The organism is Corynebacterium sp. HMSC068G04, from assembly GCF_001814885.1.
Taxonomy (GTDB): Bacteria; Actinomycetota; Actinomycetes; order Mycobacteriales; family Mycobacteriaceae; genus Corynebacterium; species Corynebacterium hiratae.
Window position 1 is genome coordinate 106,536 of sequence record NZ_KV818328.1, and the last position, 21,685, is coordinate 128,220.

Consider the following 21,685-nt stretch of genomic DNA (forward strand, 5'->3'; position numbering starts at 1 on the left):
TGGTGTTGGCTTCTTTACTTAACTGCAGGTATTTGAGCATGATTTAAGAGGTTGAGGGATTGTTCACCAAGCGCTATGGGGTATGATGATTATGAATCCGGCGATAAGTCCTCCAGGGGAGGACTTCCTACCCCAATAGGTGGGATAGCCGGATTCAGTGGCTCAGGGCGTCCCCAAGGGGTAAAGACGCTGCGCAAAGTGGGTTTAATGCAAGGCTCATACCAAGTGCATGTTTTGCCCTCCAGAATTCTCTGTGTGGCCCATAAACCGTAGTCCGCAACTTGTAGGCCCCAGGAGGATTGAGCGGTCCAAACGCAGAGAGTGATGTTGCGATCGATTTGTTGACACACTTCCTCAACGGCTTCGTAGGCTGCACGACGTATACCTTTGGTCCCGAATTCCGCAACGACAACGAAAAGCTCATCGCCAGGAGCGGCAACCCGTGCCGCAATTTCCTTGAGGTGAAGGTACCAAGCCATCTTGTAAAGACGCATAGGGCCCGCGTCTTTTATTGTCTGGTATGCGTTTGCTTTGTAGAGGAACGTCGTGTCAAATCGCGGTCCCTGTCGCTTTATTTCTGCAAACATTTCGCTTCTGGTTCGGTGAGAGTCATCGCAAGCATGAAACCCCCTCGTCAGTTTTATGCCTGCTTTGGAGCCTTTGGCTCTGAGGTGCAGCCCACCCAACAAGTCGTCTCCGTGATTATCGGAGCAAAAGGTAGCGGTTCCAAAACCGAAGAATGTGGAAGCCCCTCCTCCACGGGGATTAGGGCTGCCATGGTAATCAAGATTTCCCGTCTCGTCGGCGTATAGGTAGACGCGCTTGGTCAAATCGGCTCGCATTCTTATCTGGCGTAGTACTTGCCTGTTGATGGAGGAACTTACCTCCCTCAGGAGGCGAGTTTTATAGAAAGTGTGGGTATATCCGCCGTCAACATTGAACCATAGTCATCGGACACGTCATGCGAAGTTTTCGATTCCCGTATTACTGGCAAGAAACGGCACTAGAGATGGGACACACCCCCTTAAGCCCTTCAGCCTTAACCCTCCGCCATTTGCAACAGAAATATAGCCCGCCACCTGCGTAGAAGCAGGTAGACGGGCTATGCTAATCAGCTTCCCCACCAGGACTCGAACCTAGAATGACGGTACCAAAAACCGTAGTGTTGCCGATTACACCATGGGGAAACTGCGCACACTGTAGTGAGCGCTGGGGGACATGTTACCTGACGGGTGCACACGAGACCTAAACAGGTGGCCGACCTTCACGTTGCTGCCGGCGCTCTTGGCTGGTGAGGGCGATGTCCGGTGGGGGAGATACAGTAGGAGTCATGGTTCGACAAAGGATGACCGGGCGTGAGCGCCGTGAGCAATTGATCTCCATTGGGCGCGCGGCCTTCGCAGAACGCGGCTTCGATGGTGCCAGCGTGGAAGACATCGCCGCGCGCGCCGGCGTGTCCAAGCCGGTGGTCTATGAGCACTTCGGCGGCAAGGAAGGCCTGTACGCCGTCGTCATCGACCGCGAGCTCGTCGCTTTGGAAAAGGTCGTCACGGAATCACTGCAGACGGGTTCGTGGCGCCAGCGCATCGAGCAGGGGGTCGTCGCTTTGCTGACCTACGTGGAGGAGGAGACCGATGGTTTCTTAATCCTCGTGCGCGACTCCAAGCCAGGGGAGGAGCGTAGCTTCTCCACGCTGTTGAACACAGCGGTAAATCAGATTGCGCATATCCTCGGTGAGGCCTTCGAACACCGCGGTCTCGACCCCGAGCTGTCGGTGCTCTACGGCCAAGCGCTCGTCGGCATGGTGGCCACCACGGCCCAGTGGTGGCTAGATGAACGCGAGCCTTCGCGTGAGACAGTCGCAGCGCACATCGTCAATTTGTGCTGGAATGGTCTTTCCGGCATGGAAGCAGCACCGAAGTTGAAGGGAGCCAAGTAGGTGGCAACGCCGATGCTGGGCGGGCTGCTCAAAGTAGCCGCCTCAGATCCGAAACTCAAAGGTCTCGCTACTCAAGTGGGCACACCGTCGCTGCACATCACGGGCATCGACCAGGCCCGCCCCTGGGCCATTGGAACGCTGGCGCACCACGCGCCGGTGCTGGTGGTGACTGCCTCCGGGCGTGAGGCGGAGGACCTCACCGCGGAGCTGGCAGCCATGCTGGGGGATAAGGTCGCCTACTTTCCCGCGTGGGAGACGTTGCCGCATGAGCGGCTGTCGCCGGCCCCGGATATCGTCGGCAAGCGCGCGCGTGTGCTCGACCTAGTGGGGGCGGGCAAAGCCCAAGTGGTGGTGACCTCTGCCCGCGGGTATTGCCAGCCTATCCTGAGCAAAGTGGAAGGCCGCGAGCCCATCTTCCTGAAGGAAGAAGCTGAGCACGAGCTCTCACAGATCCTTTCGGAGCTGGAGTTTCGCGCCTATAAGCACGTGGATATGGTGGCCAAGCGCGGTGAGTACGCCACGCGCGGCGGCATTCTCGATGTGTTCCCAACCACCTCGGATTACCCGGTGCGCGTGGAGTTCTGGGGCGATGAGATTACGGATATCCGCCAGTTCTCCGTGGCCGATCAGCGAGCCATCCCGGAGATTGAGGTCGGCGAGGTCGCCATCTATCCCGCTCGCGAGCTGCCGATTACTAATGAGGTTGCCGCACGCGCCCGCGAACTGGCGCAGAAGTTCGGTGGCAACGCGGCGCTGGCAGAACTGCTGACCAAGGTAGGCGAGCACATCCCGGCCGACGGTATGGAGGCCTTGCTGGCCGTGCTAGCTGACGACCCCTTTGTCACCCTCCCCGAACTCCTCACGGCGGGGACGCACGTGGTGCTCGTGGCGCCGGAAAAGATCCGCACGCGCATTGCGGACCTGGAATCCACCGATGCGGAGTTCTTGGCCGCTGGCTGGGAGGCCGCCGCGATGGGCGCGGATGGTCCGCTGGCTGCCGAGGGCTTGGATACCTCGGCGTCGAGTTACCGCTCCTATGAGTCGCTTGAGGCGACGTGCCGGAATATCGAGGCCCCGCTGTGGACTTTTGCCCCTCCGGGGATGTTCGTTGCCGCCGAATCGGAGACCCTGCCGCTGGACTTTGAGCCCGGTCCTACTCCGCGCGGTGATATCTCAGAGATTGATGCCATGATGGCGCAGCTTCTAGCGCACACCACCGCTGGTGGGCGGGCTGCGTTTATTGCTCCTGCCCAGGGTGCGATTAAGCGCATGGTGGAGCGTTTCGCGGAGAAGGGCATCCCTACCAAGGTGGCGACGCCTGGGTGGGAGCCGAGCCCCGGTGAGGTCACCCTCTACCAAGCCTTGTCCCATGCAGGTCTGGTGTTCCCGAAGGTACGCAAGCTGAAGGATGCTGAGGCGCTGCCGCTCGTCGTCATTACGGAAACTGATCTGACGGGCAACCGCGTCGGTGATATTGCGGGTGCGAAGCGTCGCCCAGCAAAGCGCCGCAACCGCGTGGATCCCCTCGCCTTGAAGCAGGGGGATTACGTGGTGCATGAGACCCATGGCATCGGCAAGTTCCTCAAGATGGCCGAGCGCACCGTACAGTCCGGTGATGAGACGTCGCGCCGCGAGTACATCGTGCTGGAGTATGCGGCGTCCAAGCGCGGCCAGCCGGCCGACCAGCTGTGGGTGCCCATGGATTCGTTGGATCTGTTGAGCAAATACACCGGCGGTGAGGCACCGACGCTGTCCAAGATGGGCGGCTCGGATTGGAAGAACACCAAGAAGAAGGCGCGCGCCGCAGTGCGCGAGATCGCCGGTGAGTTGGTGGAGCTTTATGCCAAGCGCCAGGCAGCACCGGGCCACCAGTTTGGGCCCGATACGCCGTGGCAGGCGGAGATGGAGGATAATTTCCCCTTCGTCGAGACTGAAGACCAAATGCTGGCCATCGATGCCGTCAAGCAGGATATGGAATCCACGGTGCCGATGGACCGCGTGGTCGTCGGTGATGTGGGCTACGGCAAGACCGAGGTGGCCGTGCGCGCAGCCTTCAAGGCGGTGCAGGACGGTAAGCAGGTGGCGGTCCTCGTGCCCACGACCCTGTTGGCGCAACAGCACGCCGATACCTTCCGCGAGCGCATGCAGGGCTTCCCGGTGGATATCGAGGTGCTGTCACGCTTTACTTCGGCCAAGGAATCCAAGGAGATTCTGGCCGGTTTGGCGGGTGGTTCCGTAGACATCGTCATCGGCACGCACCGCCTGCTGCAAACGGGCGTGCAGTGGAAGAACTTGGGCCTCATCGTGGTGGATGAGGAGCAGCGCTTCGGCGTGGAGCACAAGGAGCACATCAAGGCGCTCAAGGCCAGCGTGGACGTGCTCACCATGTCCGCGACGCCGATTCCGCGCACCTTGGAGATGTCCATGGCGGGCATCCGTGAAATGTCTACGATTTTGACGCCTCCGGAGGACCGTCACCCGGTCCTGACCTATGTGGGCGCGTATGAGGATAAGCAGGTGGCCGCGGCCATCCGCCGCGAGCTGCTTCGCGACGGCCAAGTCTTCTTCATCCATAACAAAGTCGCTGACATCGAGAAGAAAGCCCGCGAGCTGCGGGATCTGGTGCCGGAGGCGCGCATTGTCGTCGCGCACGGCCAGATGAACGAGGACGTGCTTGAACGCACCGTCCAAGGTTTCTGGGACCGCGAATTCGACGTGTTGGTGTGTACCACCATCGTGGAGACCGGTCTGGATATTGCTAATGCGAATACCCTCATCGTGGAAAACGCCCACCACATGGGTCTATCCCAGCTACACCAGCTGCGCGGGCGCGTGGGCCGCTCCCGCGAGCGCGGCTACGCCTACTTCCTCTACCCGAAGGGCGCCACGCTGACGGAGACCTCCTATGACCGTCTGGCCACCATCGCCCAAAACAACGATCTGGGTGCGGGCATGGCCGTGGCCATGAAGGACCTTGAGATGCGCGGTGCCGGCAACGTGCTGGGCGCGGAGCAGTCCGGCCACATCGCCGGCGTGGGCTTCGACCTCTACGTGCGCCTTGTCGGTGAGGCGGTGGAGACCTTTAAGGCGCTTGCCCGCGGTGAGACCCCCGTGGTCACGGACGAAGGGCCGAAGGAAATCCGCATCGACCTGCCGGTGGACGCCCACATCCCGGAGTCCTATATCAACTCCGAGCGCCTGCGCCTAGAGGTTTACCGCAAGCTCGCAGCCTCCAAAGACAACGCGGACCTGGCACACGTGGTGGAGGAAATGCAGGACCGCTACGGCCCCGTTCCGGAGCCGGTGGAACGCCTTCTCGCCGTGGCCCGCCTGCGCCACCAGGCCCGCCGGGCTGGGGTCAGCGACATCACGGTGCAGGGCACGCGCATCAAGGTCCACCCGGTGGAGCTGGCGGATTCGAAACAGGTACGCCTCAAGCGCCTCTACCCGGGCTCCAACTACCGCGCGGCGGCCAAAGCAATCCAGCTCAGCTTCCCCAAGGCAGGACGGAATGTCACAGACCCCAAGCTGCGTGACATTGAGCTGCTGCAATGGGTGGCGGATTTCCTAGCGTCGATGTTTGAACTCGAGCACGTTGACGTCAGTGGTGCTAAGACTAAGAAAAACGTCATTAGCGTAGGAGAGAAGTAATGGACGCCGCGAACAACCGCATTGGCTATCCCCGGGCGAATCAACGGATCGTCATGGTGGCGGTGTGGATGTTCGCGGCGTTAATCAGCATCCCCGTCTCGCTGGTCATAAAGTTCAGCGGTGAGAACGGCGGTTGGCTCACCTTCATGCTGATAATGTTTGGGATTTTCCTGGTCGGCGTGTGGGTGTTGCTTGGGCTTCTCCCGCTCTTTATCCGCAGTGATTACGAGAGCAAGCTGGAGTGGGCGTGGGTGTCCATGGCCCTGGTGTTCATCGGCTTCATCCTGGGCAACGCCAACCTGCCGGATTTTGGAGACATCGGACCGGCCACCGTACCGACGTGGTGGTTTGGCAACGAGGAAGCGGCCACAATCACCGGCGGCATCCTCCTCGTTATCAGCGGCATCGGCCACGTGATGTGGCTCGCAAGCTGCATCACGTACGCGGTGCTCTCGCACCGCTCAGCACCTGAGGTGTTCTAGAGAACGAGGCGCCCGGTGCCCAAACCCCACACCGCGGCGACAGCGCCGACAATCACCAGCGCCACAACGCACCATTCGAAGGTGTTAAACACGCGCTCCTTCTTGTGCAAGCGTGTGGCCACGTAAGGGATCATGCTCGGGACCACAGCCAGCGCGCCAAGCAGCACGTAGACCGGGTCGGCGGCGTAAATGAGCCAGACGGAATAAATGAAGGCGACGAGGCCGATGTAGAGGTGGCGGCGGTTCTCGCGGCGGCTCACCTCCGGGCCAGACAAGTCGAAGCGCACCCCGGCGTGCGGGTGGGTTAGCCCCTTGCCGCGCACCGCCAAGAGCACCAGGTACAGCGAGGAGAAGATGTAGGGCAGCAGGTACATGATGGTGGCCAGCTGCACCATCGCGTTATAGGACGTCTCGTTGAGGAAGAAGACGATGACGAAGAGCTGAATCGTCAGCGTAGAAATCAGCTGCGCAACCCAGGGCGCGCCGGCGATGTTCACGGTGCCGATCTTGCGGGGGAGAAGACCATCGACAGCCATCATGACGATCGGCTCCGCGCACAGCATCTGCCAGGACACATAGGCGCCGAGCACGGAAAGGCACAGGCCCAGGGAGATGAGCGCGCCGCCCCATTCGCCGACCGCGGCGGTGAGCACGGAGGCCATCGAGTTATCCGGAAGCGCTGCGAGCTCCTCCTGGGTAAGGACGCCGAAGCTCAGCGTGGACACGGACACCAGCAGCGCCAAGACGCTGATGAAGCCGATGACGGTGGCGCGGCCGACGTCGGCACGCGTGCGAGCCTGCTTGGAGTAGACCGAAGCGCCCTCCACGCCGATGAAGACCCACACGGTAAAGAGCATGATTCCCTGCACCTGCTCAAAGAGGGACTTATCAGAAGCCTTGCCCCAGATATCCAGGGTGAACTTGTCCCAGCTAAATCCCACGAAAGCGAGGATGACGATGAAGGCCAGGATGGGCACGATCTTGGCCACGGAGGTGACCATGTTCATGATGGCCGCCTGCTTAATACCGCGGGCCAGCACCGCAAAAATACCCCACGACAGCAAAGACACCGCAATGGCGGAAACCCAGCGGTGGTCGGCGTCAAAGAGGGGGACGTAGTGGCCGATGGTGTTGAAGAACAATGTGGCGTAGCCGACCTGGGCCATCACGGAGCCCAGCCAGTAGCCCCAACCGGAGGTGAAGCCGATGAAATCACCTAAGCCGGCGCGGACATAGGAGTACACACCGGAGTCGAGGTGCGGCTTGCGGTGCGCCAGGATTTGGAAGACGAAGGCGACGGAGAGCATGCCCACGCCGGCGATGAGCCAGCCGATGAGCATGGCGCCCGGGCCGGCGACGGAGGCGATGTTTTGCGGGAGAGAGAAGATACCCGCGCCCACCGTGGAACCGATGATGAGCGCGACAAGCGTCCACAGCGTCACGGAGTGCGTGCGCGGCGATTCGGTGAGATTGGAAGTGGTCATTGGTTAAAAATACCCCTTAAGGCGGGCTTTTGTGCAACTGCAGCGAAAGCTCATGGAACCCGGGACCTATACTCGTTGCTTATGACTGTCCTGTTGTTAGATCCGCGCTGGCCCACCCTAATCCCTCTGGAGGCCGTTGGAAAACTGCAGGGACCTGTTGTTTTTACCGATGAAGTACCGGTGAAGGTGCGGTGGAATTTCGACCAGCTCCTGTGCGGTGAGGATCCGGCAGGCCACGGTGTTGTGGTGAGCACAGATCCGTCCCACCCGCAGGTGCGCGCGCTTATCGACGCCCACGCGGAGCTCATCCTTGCCCCCTCCCTGGAGGAGCCGATGTGGCAGGCGCGCGAGGTGATGACGCGGGCCCGGCGCATCGGGGAGTGGGAGCGCGATCAAACCCATGAGAGCTTGCTGCCGTATCTGGAGGAAGAGTCCGCGGAGTTCGCCGAGGCGGTGCGGGAGCGCGCCTCTGAGGCCGAGCTGCTCAAGGAACTCGGTGATGTTTTCTTACAAGTCCTTTTCCATGCCGAGATAGCGGCGCGCCGCGGAGCTTTTAGCCTCGATGACGTCGCCATGTCCTTCGTCAACAAAATGCGCTCCCGCGCGCCCTACCTTTTTGACGGCACGGAGGACGTCGTGGAGGTAGAGGAGCAGGAGCGCCTGTGGGCCGAAGGCAAGGCCCGCGAAAAGGACTAGCCCTTCTGGATAATGGAGGACAGCAGGGGAGCGTAGTCGGTGAGCGTGGAGGACAGGCCAGTGCCACCGGTGACGATGGTGTCTTCCTTAACGATCTTGCACTCGAGGGCGCGGTCAGCGGTCTGGCCGGAGTACTTCACAGCGGCGAGGGCCAGCGCGCCGAGGTCCTCGGAGTTGCCCAGAGCCATGAGGTTCTTCGACAGCTGGTTGCGGGTGGTGTCCGGGCCGAGCAGCTCGCCCTCGGTCGTCTGATCGATCAGCATCAGGGTGCTGCGGAGGGTGTTGCAGTCAGCATTCTGGATGCCCTGGGAAAGGAAGCCGCCCAACTCTTCGAGGGACGCGGCGGACGCGGTGGCGGGCACGACAGCACCCAGGGTGACAACAGCGGCAGCGGTGGCAGCGATACGACGGATGAACATGGAACTCCTTGAGATTGAAGAAAGGGCGTTGAAAGAACGTGCAGGACCGGCGTAGGCGCGGCGGACCGTTCATCGGTGCAGTGTAGCGCACAATGTTACGCATGGGAATAGTTTGACATAATTATCCAAAATATTTTTGCTTAGCTAGGTTCCTTTCGTCGCCAAGCGGCGCCCTCTGTGTCGGTCTAACCCACACGTGAAACCGTCTGTAGTATTCACCTTTATGACACAGGGGCTACGGAGGATTGGGGGCTGTGGCCTCGGCATTGTCTTGGCCATCATTCTGATCATTTCCCTGGTGGCGTGGAGTCTTTCCTTCCTTGATAAGCCTTCCCCGTTCCGGCAGCTGTCCCCCGTTCCGGAGGATCTTCCACCCGTCGGTGGGGCAGAAGTGCCCAATATTGACGTCGAAGCGCCAGGGCGCACCGCGGACAAATTGACGTGGTGGTCTGATCAGCTTGCCGACGCCACCAGCATCCCCGCCCAAGCTTTGCGGGCCTATGGCAACGCCGAATTGATCGCGCGGCAGTCGTGGCCGAACTGCAATCTGCGCTGGAATACCCTCGCCGGGATTGGCTGGGTGGAAACCCGTCACGGGACCTATAACGGCAACATCTTCCACCGTTCTTCACTCGATGAGAACGGTCACCCCGAGCCGCCCATCGTGGGCATCCCTCTCGACGGTACGAACAACACCACCCACGTTCCGGACAGCGATGGCGGCGTGTTTGATGGCGATACTGAGTTTGATCGGGCGGTAGGCCCCATGCAATTCATCCCGTCTTCGTGGGAGCATTTTGGTCGCGACGCCAACGGTGATGGCGTAGCCGATCCAAATCAAATCGATGATGCCGCGCTGGGCGCTGCCGCCTTGTTGTGTTTCGGCGATAGAGACCTTTCGACGCCGGAAGGCTGGCGCTCAGCCATCCTCAATTACAACCAATCCGAGGATTACCTGCGTAAAGTGGCCGCTGCGGCGAATTCCTATGCCATCGAACAGCCTGCGACGTCCTAGCGCCTTTCTAGATCTTTATCACGTTGTCCGTTTCCGCCCGACACGTTCCGAAGTTTTCTGGAACAATTGGCTGCAGGTGGTTTGGGAGCCCCTCCCAGAACACGAACCCAAGATCAATTTGGCTCTATAGGAGTGAAAGCAGCATGGCTGACATCATCCACGTAATGGCACGCGAAATTCTTGATTCCCGCGGTAACCCCACCGTTGAGGCTGAAGTATTCCTCGACGATGGAGCACGCGGTGTTGCCGGCGTTCCGTCTGGCGCTTCCACCGGTGTTCACGAGGCTCACGAGTTGCGTGACGGTGGTGACCGCTACTTGGGCAAGGGTGTTCTCAAGGCAGTTGAGAACGTCAACGAAGAAATCGCTGATGAGCTTGCCGGCTTTGAGGCCGATGACCAGCGCCTGATCGACCAGGCCCTCATCAAGTTGGACGGCACTGATAACAAGTCCCGCCTCGGCGCCAACGCCATCCTGGGCGTCTCCATTGCCGCTGCCAAGGCTGCTGCCGAGTCTGCTGGCCTGCCGCTCTACCGCTACGTCGGTGGCCCGAACGCTCACGTCCTGCCCGTTCCGATGATGAACATTCTCAACGGTGGCTCCCACGCTGACTCCGGCGTGGATGTCCAGGAGTTCATGATTGCTCCGATCGGCGCGGAGTCCTTCTCCGAGGCGCTGCGCCAGGGTACTGAGGTCTACCACGCCCTCAAGAACGTCATCAAGGACAAGGGACTGTCCACCGGTCTGGGCGACGAGGGCGGCTTCGCTCCGTCCGTCGAGTCCACCAAGGCTGCACTCGACCTCATCGTTGACGCAATCAAGAAGGCCGGTCTGAAGCCGGGCGAGGACATTGCTCTGGCACTCGACGTTGCTTCCTCCGAGTTCTTTAAGGATGGCAAGTACCACTTCGAGGGCGGCGAGCACACCGCTGAGGAGATGGCCAAGGTCTACGAGGATCTCGTTGCCAACTACCCGATCGTCTCCATCGAGGACCCGCTGCAGGAAGATGACTGGGAGGGCTACACCAAGCTCACCGCAGCCATCGGTGACAAGGTCCAGATCGTGGGCGATGACTTCTTCGTCACCAACCCGGCCCGCCTCCAGGAGGGCATCGAGAAGAAGGCAGCCAACGCACTGCTGGTGAAGGTTAACCAGATCGGCACCCTGACCGAGACCTTCGACGCCGTCGAGCTGGCTCACCGCAACGGCTACCGCACCATGATGTCCCACCGTTCCGGCGAGACCGAGGACACCACCATTGCTGACCTCGCGGTTGCCCTCAACTGCGGCCAGATCAAGACCGGTGCCCCGGCACGTTCTGAGCGCGTGGCCAAGTACAACCAGCTGCTGCGCATCGAGCAGGAGCTCAGCGACGCAGCCGTCTACGCCGGCCGCTCCGCATTCCCGCGCTTCCAGGGCTAGTTTCTAGGAGTAGCCGGGAACCGGCCACTCGCTGAGATAGCGTCTAAGCGAAAGGTGTCACAGGAAACTGTGGCACCTTTTTTCGTCGGGGTGGCCTCCATAGCGCTGTGACGCATGTTATTTCTGAGACACGACGCGCGCCGCGCACCACCTGGGCTGTAGCGGGATACAATGACTTCCCGATGGCACGCACTACTTCTTCCCGCACGAAGCGCCGGAACACCGTTCCGGTCCACACGCGTGCCCGCGACGCGCAGCGCACCAAGCCGAAGAAGAGCCCGGCCCAGCCTAAGGGGCTCGACATTCTGGGAGTGGGCGTCATTATCGCCGTCGTGCTCATAGTCCTCTTATCCATTGCCGTTCCGCTGCGCAATTACTACCATGGCCAGTCGGAGATAGCGCGCCTGGAAAGCTCTATTGCCGCCAAGCAGGAGCAAAAGGAAAACCTCCTCACCGAGATTGATAAGTATCGATCCGAGGAATACGTCAAACAAGAAGCACGTCGTCGCTTCGGTGTGATGGATGAAGGAGAAACCGCGTTCCGCATCATGGATCCGCGGATGGACTCAGGCGATACGGTGACCTCGGAACGCCGCGAGGACGTCGACGAGCGCGCGTGGTACACGGTGCTGTGGGATTCGGTGTCACAGGATGCTGAGACCCCACCGAACACTGAAACCCCACCGGAAGCGGAGAACCCGCCGGAAGACTTAGTCGAAGCTCCTGCTGAATAGGACGCACCCGCGCCTCCGTGTCACAATGGTTCCTATGACCGTGACCGATGCTGATCTTGAAGTCGTCCGCGAACAATTGGGCCGCACTCCGCGCGGCGTCGTGGACATTGCTTACCGCACCCCCGACGGAGCTCCTGCCGTGATTAAGACGGCGCCTAAGCTTCCCGACGGCACTCCGTTTCCTACCCTCTATTACCTCACTGATCCGCGCCTGACCGCCGAGGCATCGCGCCTTGAAGTTGCCCACGTCATGAAATGGATGGAGCAGCGTCTCGCGGCGGATGAGGACTTGCAGAAGGACTACCAGGCAGCGCACGAACACTACCTGGAAACCCGCAATGCCATGGAGGACTTGGGCACTGATTTTTCCGGTGGCGGCATGCCTGAGCGCGTTAAGTGCCTCCACGTGCTTATTGCTTATGCCTTGGCAGAAGGCCCGGGCCGGGTGCGCTTTGGCACCGAGGCCGTCGCGATGGCTGCAGAACACGGTAAACTCCGGGGAAGCGCCATCCCGGAGGATTGGCCCACCGTGGGGGACCTGGGCATTGATATGACCCAGTTTGATTTTTCTAACGCCGGTTAAGAGAAAGGCTAGCCTTATGACTCGCGTCGCTGCTGTCGACTGCGGAACCAACTCCATCCGCCTGCTCATCAGTGAGATCCAAGAGGATGGCAAGATTCGGGATATCTCCCGCACGATGGAGATCGTCCGCCTCGGACAGGGCGTCGACGCCACCGGTGAATTCGAGCCGGAAGCACTCGCACGGACTCGTGCGGCCCTCGAAGAATACGTCAAGCAGATGAAGTTTGAGAAGGTTGAGCGCGTGCGGATGGTGGCAACCTCGGCAACGCGTGATGCCAAAAACCACCGCGAGTTCTTCGATATGACCGAGGAGCTTCTTAGTCAGGTCCAGCCGGGTGCCCGCGCGGAGATCATTTCCGGGGAGGAGGAAGCACTGCTGTCCTTCACCGGTGCGGTGGGGGACCTGCGCTCTGAGAAGGGGCCCTACTGTGTCATCGACTTGGGCGGCGGTTCGACGGAGTTCGTCGTTGGGACAATCGACGGCGAGATTCTCGGCTCCCACTCTGCGCAGATGGGGTGCGTGCGACTCACTGAGCGCATGATGCGCAACGATCCGCCTACCGAAGCAGAAATAGAGATCGCTACTGATTACGTCGCTGAACGCATGGCTGAAGTGGAAAAGATCGTGCCCATCGACAAAGCCCAAACCTTTGTCGGCTGCGCCGGTACCTTCACGACGCTCTCGGCGCTGGCTCAGGGCATGGAACGCTACGATGCTGACTCCATCCACGGATCCGAGCTGCGCTTCGACGCTCTGCGGGTACTCACCCGGCAGATGATCGGTTTGTCCTCGGACGTGAGGGCCCTCAACCCCGTCATCCACCCGGGCCGCGCCGATGTCATCGGCGGCGGCTGCGTGGCCGTGGAGGGCATCATGACGATGATTGAGCGCAACAGTGATGCTCGTTCCTTCTTCATCAGTGAGAAGGACATCCTCGATGGCATCATTAGCGGCCTTGTCGCAAACTAAGCGAACTAGGCCGGTACCGTCCCGCGGACCGGCACAGTTCTACGGTTGCCGACCCTATTTTCGGCATGTGTCCACCCGTGCCCTAAGATAAGTGGGCACGGTTTGGCCCCCATAGCCCAATCGGCAGAGGCAGTCGACTTAAAATCGATTCAGTGTGGGTTCGAGTCCCACTGGGGGCACCATGACCAGCGGAAATGCTGGAAAAATTGGAGCAAAAAGTGAAAACCCTCTAAAAACCCTCTAAAAAATCGCTAGACAACACAGTTTTGCTGGAACTGTGTCTCTGACTCACAAGCCCCTAGCGGTACCGCCCCTGCATTCGGGCCGTGCTTTCAGCGTCGGGATCGGTTGTTGTGATGCGGGGTTTGTCTACTGATAGATGGAGCCGTCTGGGTCGGCAGCTCGGACTATATCTTCTACTGCGGAGCACAGGTCTGGGTCATCAATGTATCCGTCTTGGCAGCCGTGGTAAGTCTGGATTTCGCCCGAGGTTGGGTTACGGGCGCCATTATCTGCAGTGCCGTATCCACATGTTGCCGCCGGGCCGACGCATTCCTCAGTTTCTTCTAGTCCGGCCTGGCCCTCATTTTCGAGGTACTGCTCGCCGCCTCGGGTGTCGAAACACCATTGAGAGTAAGAGACTGTGCCATCTGACCATCGTGCTGGGCCAGGGGTGCCCTCAAGGCATTCCACGACGGTGGGTTCCGCGGGTACTTGTTCTACTGCTACAGGAGCGTCGGATGCGGGAAGTTCTGGGTCAGGTTGTGCCTCTTCCACGTGGGACTCTGGTTCCGTGGATGTGGAGGCGTCTGCGGGGGAGGTACTGGACGGGCTTGTGCTTGGTGGCGCCTCGTCGGGCCCAGTTTCGTTGTTGCTAGTACTCGTTGGGCTTGGTTCAGGTGCGGGCCCGGTGCTGCAACTGCCGAGGGCAAAAGCAATAGCAGCAACCGCAAGGCTAAATTTCTTCATGCTGCTTGCCGCCTTCCATTGAAGTGATAGTGAATGAAAAGAACCCTAGCCTCTTCGTAGCGTCCTTGGACGAGGAGCGGGGAGAAGACCTCACAGTCCTTAGCCAAGGACACAGTGTGCTACCGCAGTGCAGCGGTGCTTCCCGACGTTTCGTTGGCACGTGTGGACAATTTTGCGAATTTTGGGATTTTTGGGAACTTCCTAGCAATGGGGCACGTTGATCCCAGTGAAATGACAAACACGGCACCCCCTCCGGGGCTGCTTTTAGAGAAAGACTGTGAAAGGAATCGGGATTCGCGTGCGTTCTAGTAACCCCGTGATGAGTTCCCTCTCGTCCAGCCAAAGCCAGACCCAGGGTAATCCCTACGGGCAGAGTGACAATCCATTCAGCCAAGAAAACCGCAGCGCTGATCGTCCGCTGACGGTTGATGATGTCGTGACCAAGACTGGCATCACTTTGGGCGTCATTATCGTTATGGCCGTACTCAACTTCGCTATTGGTGAGTTGATCAACCCGGGCATCTCAATGATTCTTACCTTGGTTGGTGCGCTGGGCGGTTTCGTTACTGTTCTGGTCTCAACGTTTGGTAAGAAGTTCGGATCTGCTGCGGTGACGTTAATCTACGCAGTGTTTGAAGGCCTTTTCGTGGGCGGATTCTCGCTCATGTTTGCCGGCGTATCCTTCGGTAACTCCGATGGTATGGCGCTTATCGGCCAGGCCATCATGGGCACCGTTGGCGTATTTATCGGCATGCTGATGGTCTACAAGACCGGTGCAGTCAAGGTCACCCCGAAGTTCAACAAGATCATGTTCGGCCTCATCGCCGGCGTGGCTGTGATGGCGCTGGGCAACTTACTGGGAGCTATCTTCTTCGGCTTTAACCCGCTGCGTGATGGCGGCATGCTTGCCATCATCTTCTCCTTGGTCTGTATCGTTCTGGCCTCCCTGTCCTTCATGACGGACTTCGATCAGGCTGACCGTCTCATCCGCCAGGGCGCTCCGGCTCAGTATGCTTGGGGCATCGCTCTCGGCTTGGCTGTGACCCTGGTCTGGCTCTACACCGAGATTCTCCGTCTGCTGAGCTACTTCAGGGACTAGCCTCGGCACCGCCTTTAAGAACCGGCGGCCGGCACCCACAACGACTTCTGGGTGCCGGCCGCCGGTTTTCTATGTCCAGTTCGCTTGCAACTACAACCCCCGTGGGGAAGCAAGGCGCTCAGTGCTGCGCGATAGGTGGCGATGTCCTAGGCATGAGAAGAGTGCCTTCCCCATTGTTAGTACACGTGTGCCAGGGGTCTTGCGATTATTTGTGTGCCTCAATTGGCAATTTCTCACCACATACGGCGGGGCGTGAAGAGGAAAGAAACGAGCCTTGCAAAAAGTGCAAATCGGCGAGAAGATACCGTTGTCTTGGGAGAAATGTTCGATCGCCCAAGTCAAAAAACGGATGAAGAATCCCGTCCACGGTGTTCCGGAGTGACCTTTGACAGCAGTACGGCGTGTGGCCTGGATTCACTTTCTGCGATTGCTTGTCACCCTACTCTGCGGAATTTATGCAAGGTCATAGGTGGTTTTGTGAACTGCTGTGAGGATGAATCTGGTCCATACTTCCGAAACACGCGATGGGGTCGTGCCTGCAGGGTGAAAAACGACGAACGAATGTTAACAGTGTTGTAATTAGGGGGCACCTGCATGGTCATAATCGGCAGCGCAGGCACAAGAGTCTCACGGCGCGCACCCACAATTCTTACAGGCGACGACCAGCACCTATTTATGAACCTTTTATTACTCGCATCTAATACATCATTATTTGCAACCCATTGAAAATGGGCTATGTGGGGTTGGCGCGACATATTGCGCATTCTCGTGCATTCTGGTCGCAGAAGCCGTTCGCTGAGCTTGGCTCTGGCGAGAGGCTTCTGATAGTCAGAAAAGTTGGTTGAAGGGAAACCATGAAGCGAATCGGGGGCCTTGCGTTGGTGGCGGTTTGTATAGGGGTGCTTTCAAACTGTGCAGCTCCGCTGGGCCTTAGTGCTCGCGACAATGGTAATAACTCGGGGGGCTTTAGCAACTTTTCTGGCGACATGTCCGGCGGTGGCTCAGTGGACTCGGGGGTCGCTGAAGCCACCGCCACGAAGGTGCGAGAGTCTCAAGCTTCAAGCAGTGAGTCTCGTGCGGGCGGTGGGGTACTACCGCCACTTGGTGAATTTGATCGTACGGAGCCTGGCTTTCAGCTGTTTGATCCTTGCCAAGAGGTACCTGAGTCGGCATTGGAGCGAGCTGCGATCTCTCGGATAGTGGGAGAAGAATTTCGAGAGAGTGACACCGTCTTTTGTTCATTCAAGCATCAATCTGGCGAGACTGAGGGGGTAGTCACTATAGCCAGTAGCGACACTGGGACTGCGCAGGTAGAAGAAGCCCAGGGGAGGGCGGTGATTTATAGGGGGAAGTACATCCCGGTTGTTGCGTTTGATGATCCATATTCGCGGCAGTCTATGTGTTCGGTAAATCTTTCGACTGAGCGCGGACTTATCACTGCTACCTATAGTCTTCTCACTCATTCTCCGAATAAAACTGAGCAGTGCGAAAAAGCGGAAGAAATACTTGTAAATCTTATGTAGATAAGGGGCAGACAATGCTTATTGATAAACAAAATATGCGGCTAGAGGTCCACAACGTCGATCGGCTTTCCAGACGACTCGATGCTTTAGGGGGAAAAGCGACGTCACCTCTTGACGGAGGATTCTCTCCAGTTACTGGCTTAAGCGAAGTCGGCGCAATCCACCAACGCGTGCTGGCAACGGACCCGGGGTCGGCGCGTAATTCTTTGGAAGGGTTTAGAGGACAGGTTTCTTGGCTTGGGGAGGCGCTTCAGACCGAGCTTGCCGGCTTCGAATCACAGGATGAACTCAACAGCAGAGGGCTGGATGTCGCAGACGCCGGTGGCGGGGGCGCGGCGGAGGCGATGCCGATCGTGTCGCAACCAGATCCGGGATACAGCCCATTTGGGTTTACGGTTCCGATCGTTGACACCGGTGCATCAATCATGGGACTGGCATCCAACTTGTTCAGCACCCGTTTCTGGGATGTCTCGGAAGCGAATGCGCGGTGGGGAGCCTTGAGTGGAGAAGTCGCCGATATCGTAGCGGGGCTGGAAAACTCGGCCGCGTCGTTGGAGGAGGAGAATGATAGCGAAGCCACCACGCGAGCGGCCCAGAAGATTCGTGAAGTTGCGAAGGCGGGCACACACTTCATTGCCAATGCCGAGGTCATGCAACAAAAGCTGTTCGGCTTCCAAGCGCAGCTAATGAATGTGCAGCCAGAGGCAATCGCCTTGGCCTTCGAGGTAGCAGCAATTCCAGATCCCGTCGCACGCGAGGCCGCAGAACAGGCAGCGTTGGGATATATGCAGGGCGTGCTTCAACAGCAGGTTATTGCCGCCATGCCCTATCAGCACGCGCTCATGGATGCGGCACCACCCAGCGGTGGTGGGGATGTCAGTACCCAATTCGGCGCGGTCGCAGGTGATGGATCCCGCTACACTACGGAAGGCGTTGCCTGGCCGCAGCAGATTGCTGAGGCGATGGAAAGCGGCGCCGTCGGGCCAGGTTCCTTCGGCGTTGCAGACGGTGAAATCCAGGGGCTTGAAAGCGTTGGAATGGATGCTGGTGACATCGCGAAGTTTCATAGCGCATTGCATGATCGTGGACGCACGATCCTCAGCGAGTTGGGTTTCGGAGATTCGTTGGCACCCGTTAGTGCGGCGGACGTGAACACGTCGGCCGCGAGCGCAGGCGTAGGAACACTGAACCCGTCTCATGCTGGTATTCCGGGGACGTCGGCAACTCAGATTGGCGCGCCGAACATTGGTGCTGGTTTGAGCGGGCTAGGAGGCCTAGGCAGCGGTGTCGGTGGGCAGGGACTAGGTGCCGTTGGGCTTGCGAATACGCGCAGCAATGCGCTGCCTGGGGGTGTCGCTGGACTCGGCGGCCGGGGGCTGGGCCGGTTGCCGGAGATGTCGGCGAATCCGACGACCGCCGCGGCGGGGCTGGGCGGCTTCGGTACTGCGCCCGGTGGACCGCAGACGGGTACGCATCCGGTTATCGGTGGCCTACCCGGGGCCGTAGCGGGGACTGGACTGAAGAGGGACGGAAGGGCGTCGCTAAGCGGAGGCAGTATGGCCGGAGGCGGAGTGATCGGCGGCACTGGTGGTGTTGGCGGCGTCGGCGCCGGCAGCGCCGGTGGTGTCGGTAACGCTGGCGGTACAAACAGTGTCGTAGGTGCCGCTGGGGGAGCGGGCGCCGCGAAGGCTGGCGGCGGACAAACCCGCGGCGCGGGGATGCGGATGATGCCCATGATGGGCGGCGCAGCCCGCGGCGGTGAAAGCGAAAAGAGGATCAAATCCGTCACAACGCAGGTTGAGCGCGATCCGAACCGCCGAGATCTCCTCGGTGAAGCGCCCGCGGTGCTACCCGGGGTCATCGGCGAGTGGGCCCGGGAAGAAAACTAGGGGACTGGGGGTGAGGGATTTTCTCATAACCTCATAACGCTGAAAGCGGCGCCCGAATATCGGGACGCCGCTTTCGCTCTAAGCTGACGGTGAGTCTACTGCTGAACCGGAGCGGTGGTGTACTCGGCCGGAGCAACCTCGGTCTCAGCCGTGGCTTCAGTCTCAGCCGTTGCTGCGGTGGACTCGGATGCACCAGCTCCCGGGGCCTCACCGGTGAAGGTGGCGCCAGTGTCGACCTTCTTAGTGGAATCCTGCTCGCTCGGCGGGTGGCAAGCGGCCAGGGTGAGTCCAGCGGAGACAACCAGACCAGCGGCAGCGAAACGAGTGAACTTCTTCATGTGATAAAACTCTTTCTCAGAAAAACGATGACCTAAGAGCAGTATAAATTAGGACTTGCGCGGAGTTGCGGCCTTTGCGGAATCATAAGGCGCCGCGGAGACCACGGTCACCGACAAGGTCTTGCCGTTCGGCGCGGTGTACTCGCGGGTTTCGCCCTCAGCAGCACCCAGGAGGGCAGCACCCAACGGGGACTGCTCGGAGTAGGTCTCCAGATCCTTGTTATCCGATGCCGCAGCGCGGGTACCGATAAGGAAGGTCTCGCGGTCTTCCTTGTCACCGTTGTAGTAGACGTGGACGACGGAACCGATGTGGGCGACGCCTTCCTGGACGGCGGTGCGCTCGGTGGTGGAGTTAGCCAGAACCTCGGAGATCTGCTTGATGCGGGCCTCTTCCTGGTCCTGCATTTCGCGGGCGGCGTCGTAACCCGCGTTCTCCTTTAGGTCACCCTCCTCGCGGCGCTCATTAATCTCCGCGGCGACGACCGGGCGGTGGTCGATGAGGGCCTGCAGCTCGGCCTCGAGCTTGGCCTTGGTTTCCGGGGTGATGTACTGCTTCTGCTGCTCAGCCATAGTGCAACCTTCCGTTGACGGTTCCTGATGAACGGTTTTATTTCTTAAAGACTGGGCCTAAAAGCGCAGGTGGCGGGGCCCATTCAGAACGCTCAACATACTAGCATAGCTGGGCTTTTACTCGGCGTTTGCCTCACCCGCAGAATCCATGGTGCTGGTATCGAGGTAGGAGGGGATATTTCCGGAGCAGCCGTAGACGCCACCGGCGACGGCAGGGTGATTGGTAGGGATGTCCACGGCGACGCGCTGGGCGGCCTCGCCGCCAGCCGGCACGGCAATTTCGCGGCGGCCCACCTCTGCCTTGGAATAGTCAAAAGCCTGCACGATGCAATAGGCAGGCTCTTCCACGCGGTTGCGGGTGATGTCTACCCACACGCGGGCGGTATCGTCGGAAAGAATCTCGTGGGTGACATAGGAGATGTCCGCGTTAATTTTCTGTTGGCTGCGCACGTACTGCACGCCAAAGACGACGGCCGCCACCAGCATGCCCAGGAAAATCAGGACTAGGGCCCGATTGGTCCAGGATTTCCCCGTGCGAGCAGAGGAGGACGAGGAACCGTAGCGAGACCGTGCGCGTGCGGAGCGAGAAGCAGGATGGGCGTCAGACATGAGTCTGATTCTATCCAACGGTCGCTACGAAGTTACTATCCACTAGACTGGGCCTCTGTTTAAAGAAGCGATGTAGGGAGATGTATCACCCAGTGAGCACAAAGCGCCTTTTGGCTATTCACGCGCACCCTGACGATGAATCCTCGAAGGGTGCTGCGACGACCGCGAAGTATGCCGCGGAGGGAGCGGAAGTCCTCGTCGTGACCTGCACCGGCGGTGAGCGGGGCGACATTATTAACCCAGCCATGGACCGCCCCGGCGTCCTCGAGAACATGGGCAGTATTCGTCGTGAAGAAATGGCGAAGGCCGCCGCCGCCTTGGGAGTACAGCACCGGTGGCTCGGGCACGTGGACTCAGGCCTTCCGGGTGATCCGCTGGCCCCCAATATCAAGGACCTGCTGCCTGAGGGCTGCTTTGCTCTCAAAGAAGATGATGATGTGGCCCAAGAACTCGTGGAGATCATTCGGGAGTTCCGCCCCCAGGTCATCATTACTTATGACGAAAACGGCGGCTACCCGCACCCGGATCACCTCATGGTCTACCGTGCTTCTATGTTGGCGTGGGAGAAGGCGGGCGATGCCGCCTACCACCCAGAATTGGGAGAGTCGTGGGAGCCGCAGAAGCTCTACTACACGCACGGTTTCGTGTACCAGAGAATGAAGATCTTTCACGACCTCCTTGTAGAAGAGGGAAAGATTAGCCCCTATGAGCCAATGCTGGCGCGCTGGGACACCGCTTTTGGTGACATCATGGCGCGCGTGACCACGCAGGTAGAGTGCGCGGATTACTTCCAAAACCGGGAGGACGCCCTGCGCGCGCACGCCACCCAAATCGATCCGGCTGGTGCTTTCCTCGCTACGCCCGTCGCCGTGCAGCAGGAGCATTGGCCAACGGAGGAGTTCGAGTTGGCCAAGACCCGTGTCTCGTCCTCACTGCCAGAGGACGACCTATTTGCGGGAATCCCGGAAGTAGGGGAATCTTAAAGTATGAACGCTTTGTACTTTGCGGCGCATGACGTCGCCCTGCTCGCCCAAGGGAGCCAAAGCGGCCCGGTGGGACCGGAGTTCGGTAAGGCCTCGCCCATTGGTTTGCTGATCCTCGTTCTCATGGGAGTGGCCGTCCTTTTTGCAGGCTGGAACTTTCACCGCCGCTATTCGCGCTTCCGCCGCCGCACCATGTTCGCGCAGGATCATGGCATCGATCCTTTTGATGATGAGGCGGTCGATGCGGCAATGAAGGAAGCCGGCATCCTCGATAACAGCAAGAAGTCCATCTTTTAACGCAGAGGACGTTT

20 protein-coding genes and 1 tRNA gene are annotated in these 21,685 nt (G+C 59.6%); 15 read left to right on the top strand and 6 right to left on the bottom strand.

Annotated features, from left to right (window positions below; translation table 11 throughout):
- Nucleotides 1-1,330 precede the first annotated feature (1,330 nt).
- From HMPREF2993_RS06690 to HMPREF2993_RS06700, 3 genes are read left to right on the top strand one after another with little or no spacing between them, the layout of a single operon-like run.
- Nucleotides 1,331-1,939, top strand: a complete 609-nt coding sequence (locus tag HMPREF2993_RS06690) for a TetR/AcrR family transcriptional regulator (RefSeq protein ID WP_046648318.1) — start codon at nt 1,331-1,333, stop codon at nt 1,937-1,939.
- 12 nt (nt 1,940-1,951) lie between these two features.
- Nucleotides 1,952-5,590 carry a transcription-repair coupling factor gene (gene mfd / locus HMPREF2993_RS06695; RefSeq protein ID WP_070701624.1) on the top strand — a complete coding sequence of 1,213 codons (3,639 nt, stop codon included), beginning with the start codon at nt 1,952-1,954 and terminating at the stop codon, nt 5,588-5,590.
- Nucleotides 5,590-6,072: a hypothetical protein gene (locus tag HMPREF2993_RS06700; protein WP_070701626.1), complete on the top strand. Its 483-nt coding sequence runs from the start codon at nt 5,590-5,592 to the stop codon at nt 6,070-6,072. The genes mfd and HMPREF2993_RS06700 overlap by 1 nt, the downstream gene beginning before the upstream one ends.
- Here the strand turns inward: HMPREF2993_RS06700 and HMPREF2993_RS06705 are convergent.
- Complete coding sequence (locus tag HMPREF2993_RS06705; RefSeq protein ID WP_049155530.1) at nt 6,069-7,556, bottom strand: amino acid permease; 1,488 nt, start codon at nt 7,554-7,556, stop codon at nt 6,069-6,071. The two genes, HMPREF2993_RS06700 and HMPREF2993_RS06705, sit on opposite strands and share 4 nt — an antisense overlap.
- Before the next feature lie 81 nt (nt 7,557-7,637).
- Here HMPREF2993_RS06705 and HMPREF2993_RS06710 point away from each other — a divergent pair, with 81 nt between their 5' ends.
- Nucleotides 7,638-8,252, top strand: coding sequence for a MazG nucleotide pyrophosphohydrolase domain-containing protein (locus tag HMPREF2993_RS06710; RefSeq protein WP_046648321.1), 615 nt, complete (start codon nt 7,638-7,640; stop codon nt 8,250-8,252).
- Here the strand turns inward: HMPREF2993_RS06710 and HMPREF2993_RS06715 are convergent.
- Nucleotides 8,249-8,671: a hypothetical protein gene (locus tag HMPREF2993_RS06715; RefSeq protein ID WP_070701628.1), complete on the bottom strand. Its 423-nt coding sequence runs from the start codon at nt 8,669-8,671 to the stop codon at nt 8,249-8,251. The two genes, HMPREF2993_RS06710 and HMPREF2993_RS06715, sit on opposite strands and share 4 nt — an antisense overlap.
- 223 nt (nt 8,672-8,894) lie before the next feature.
- Here HMPREF2993_RS06715 and HMPREF2993_RS06720 point away from each other — a divergent pair, with 223 nt between their 5' ends.
- The 6 genes from HMPREF2993_RS06720 (at nt 8,895) to HMPREF2993_RS06745 (ending at nt 13,576) form a co-directional block, all read left to right on the top strand.
- Nucleotides 8,895-9,686, top strand: coding sequence for a lytic transglycosylase domain-containing protein (locus HMPREF2993_RS06720; RefSeq protein ID WP_049155526.1), 792 nt, complete (start codon nt 8,895-8,897; stop codon nt 9,684-9,686).
- Between the two features lie 143 nt (nt 9,687-9,829).
- Complete coding sequence (gene eno / locus HMPREF2993_RS06725; RefSeq protein WP_049155525.1) at nt 9,830-11,107, top strand: phosphopyruvate hydratase; 1,278 nt, start codon at nt 9,830-9,832, stop codon at nt 11,105-11,107.
- A gap of 182 nt (nt 11,108-11,289) precedes the next feature.
- The gene (locus tag HMPREF2993_RS06730; RefSeq protein ID WP_070701630.1) at nt 11,290-11,841 is read left to right on the top strand and encodes a septum formation initiator family protein; all 552 of its coding nucleotides are present in this window, start codon (nt 11,290-11,292) and stop codon (nt 11,839-11,841) included.
- Between the two features lie 34 nt (nt 11,842-11,875).
- On the top strand, nt 11,876-12,424 hold the full coding sequence (locus HMPREF2993_RS06735; RefSeq protein ID WP_046648324.1) for a DUF501 domain-containing protein: 549 nt from the start codon (nt 11,876-11,878) through the stop codon (nt 12,422-12,424).
- A gap of 16 nt (nt 12,425-12,440) precedes the next feature.
- Complete coding sequence (locus HMPREF2993_RS06740; RefSeq protein ID WP_046648325.1) at nt 12,441-13,394, top strand: Ppx/GppA phosphatase family protein; 954 nt, start codon at nt 12,441-12,443, stop codon at nt 13,392-13,394.
- Nucleotides 13,395-13,499: 105 nt separating this feature from the next.
- Nucleotides 13,500-13,576, top strand: a tRNA-Leu gene (locus tag HMPREF2993_RS06745).
- Between the two features lie 187 nt (nt 13,577-13,763).
- Here HMPREF2993_RS06745 and HMPREF2993_RS13465 read toward each other — a convergent pair.
- Nucleotides 13,764-14,171, bottom strand: a complete 408-nt coding sequence (locus HMPREF2993_RS13465; protein ID WP_141756271.1) for a hypothetical protein — start codon at nt 14,169-14,171, stop codon at nt 13,764-13,766.
- A gap of 490 nt (nt 14,172-14,661) precedes the next feature.
- Between HMPREF2993_RS13465 and HMPREF2993_RS06750 the strand changes: the two genes are divergently transcribed.
- From HMPREF2993_RS06750 to HMPREF2993_RS06755, 3 genes are all read left to right on the top strand, one after another.
- Nucleotides 14,662-15,462: a Bax inhibitor-1/YccA family protein gene (locus HMPREF2993_RS06750; RefSeq protein ID WP_046648326.1), complete on the top strand. Its 801-nt coding sequence runs from the start codon at nt 14,662-14,664 to the stop codon at nt 15,460-15,462.
- Between the two features lie 986 nt (nt 15,463-16,448).
- Nucleotides 16,449-16,985 (top strand): DUF3558 family protein, encoded by a 537-nt coding sequence (locus HMPREF2993_RS14035; RefSeq protein ID WP_210401554.1) that lies wholly within the window; start codon nt 16,449-16,451, stop codon nt 16,983-16,985.
- A gap of 14 nt (nt 16,986-16,999) precedes the next feature.
- Nucleotides 17,000-18,874, top strand: coding sequence for a hypothetical protein (locus HMPREF2993_RS06755; protein WP_246822386.1), 1,875 nt, complete (start codon nt 17,000-17,002; stop codon nt 18,872-18,874).
- Between the two features lie 95 nt (nt 18,875-18,969).
- On the opposite strand, the gene HMPREF2993_RS06760 is transcribed toward HMPREF2993_RS06755, so the two are convergent.
- From HMPREF2993_RS06760 to HMPREF2993_RS06770, 3 genes are all read right to left on the bottom strand, one after another.
- Nucleotides 18,970-19,212, bottom strand: a complete 243-nt coding sequence (locus HMPREF2993_RS06760) for a hypothetical protein (RefSeq protein WP_070517584.1) — start codon at nt 19,210-19,212, stop codon at nt 18,970-18,972.
- A 48-nt stretch (nt 19,213-19,260) separates the two neighbouring features.
- Nucleotides 19,261-19,782: a transcription elongation factor GreA gene (gene greA, locus HMPREF2993_RS06765; protein WP_046648329.1), complete on the bottom strand. Its 522-nt coding sequence runs from the start codon at nt 19,780-19,782 to the stop codon at nt 19,261-19,263.
- Between the two features lie 117 nt (nt 19,783-19,899).
- Nucleotides 19,900-20,391 carry a DUF4307 domain-containing protein gene (locus tag HMPREF2993_RS06770; RefSeq protein WP_070701632.1) on the bottom strand — a complete coding sequence of 164 codons (492 nt, stop codon included), beginning with the start codon at nt 20,389-20,391 and terminating at the stop codon, nt 19,900-19,902.
- 92 nt (nt 20,392-20,483) lie between these two features.
- Between HMPREF2993_RS06770 and mca the strand changes: the two genes are divergently transcribed.
- Nucleotides 20,484-21,374 carry a mycothiol conjugate amidase Mca gene (mca, locus tag HMPREF2993_RS06775; RefSeq protein ID WP_070701683.1) on the top strand — a complete coding sequence of 297 codons (891 nt, stop codon included), beginning with the start codon at nt 20,484-20,486 and terminating at the stop codon, nt 21,372-21,374.
- A 3-nt stretch (nt 21,375-21,377) separates the two neighbouring features.
- Entirely contained in the window at nt 21,378-21,671 is a 294-nt protein-coding gene (locus HMPREF2993_RS06780; protein WP_046648331.1) for a hypothetical protein, read from the top strand.
- Nucleotides 21,672-21,685: the final 14 nt, after the last annotated feature.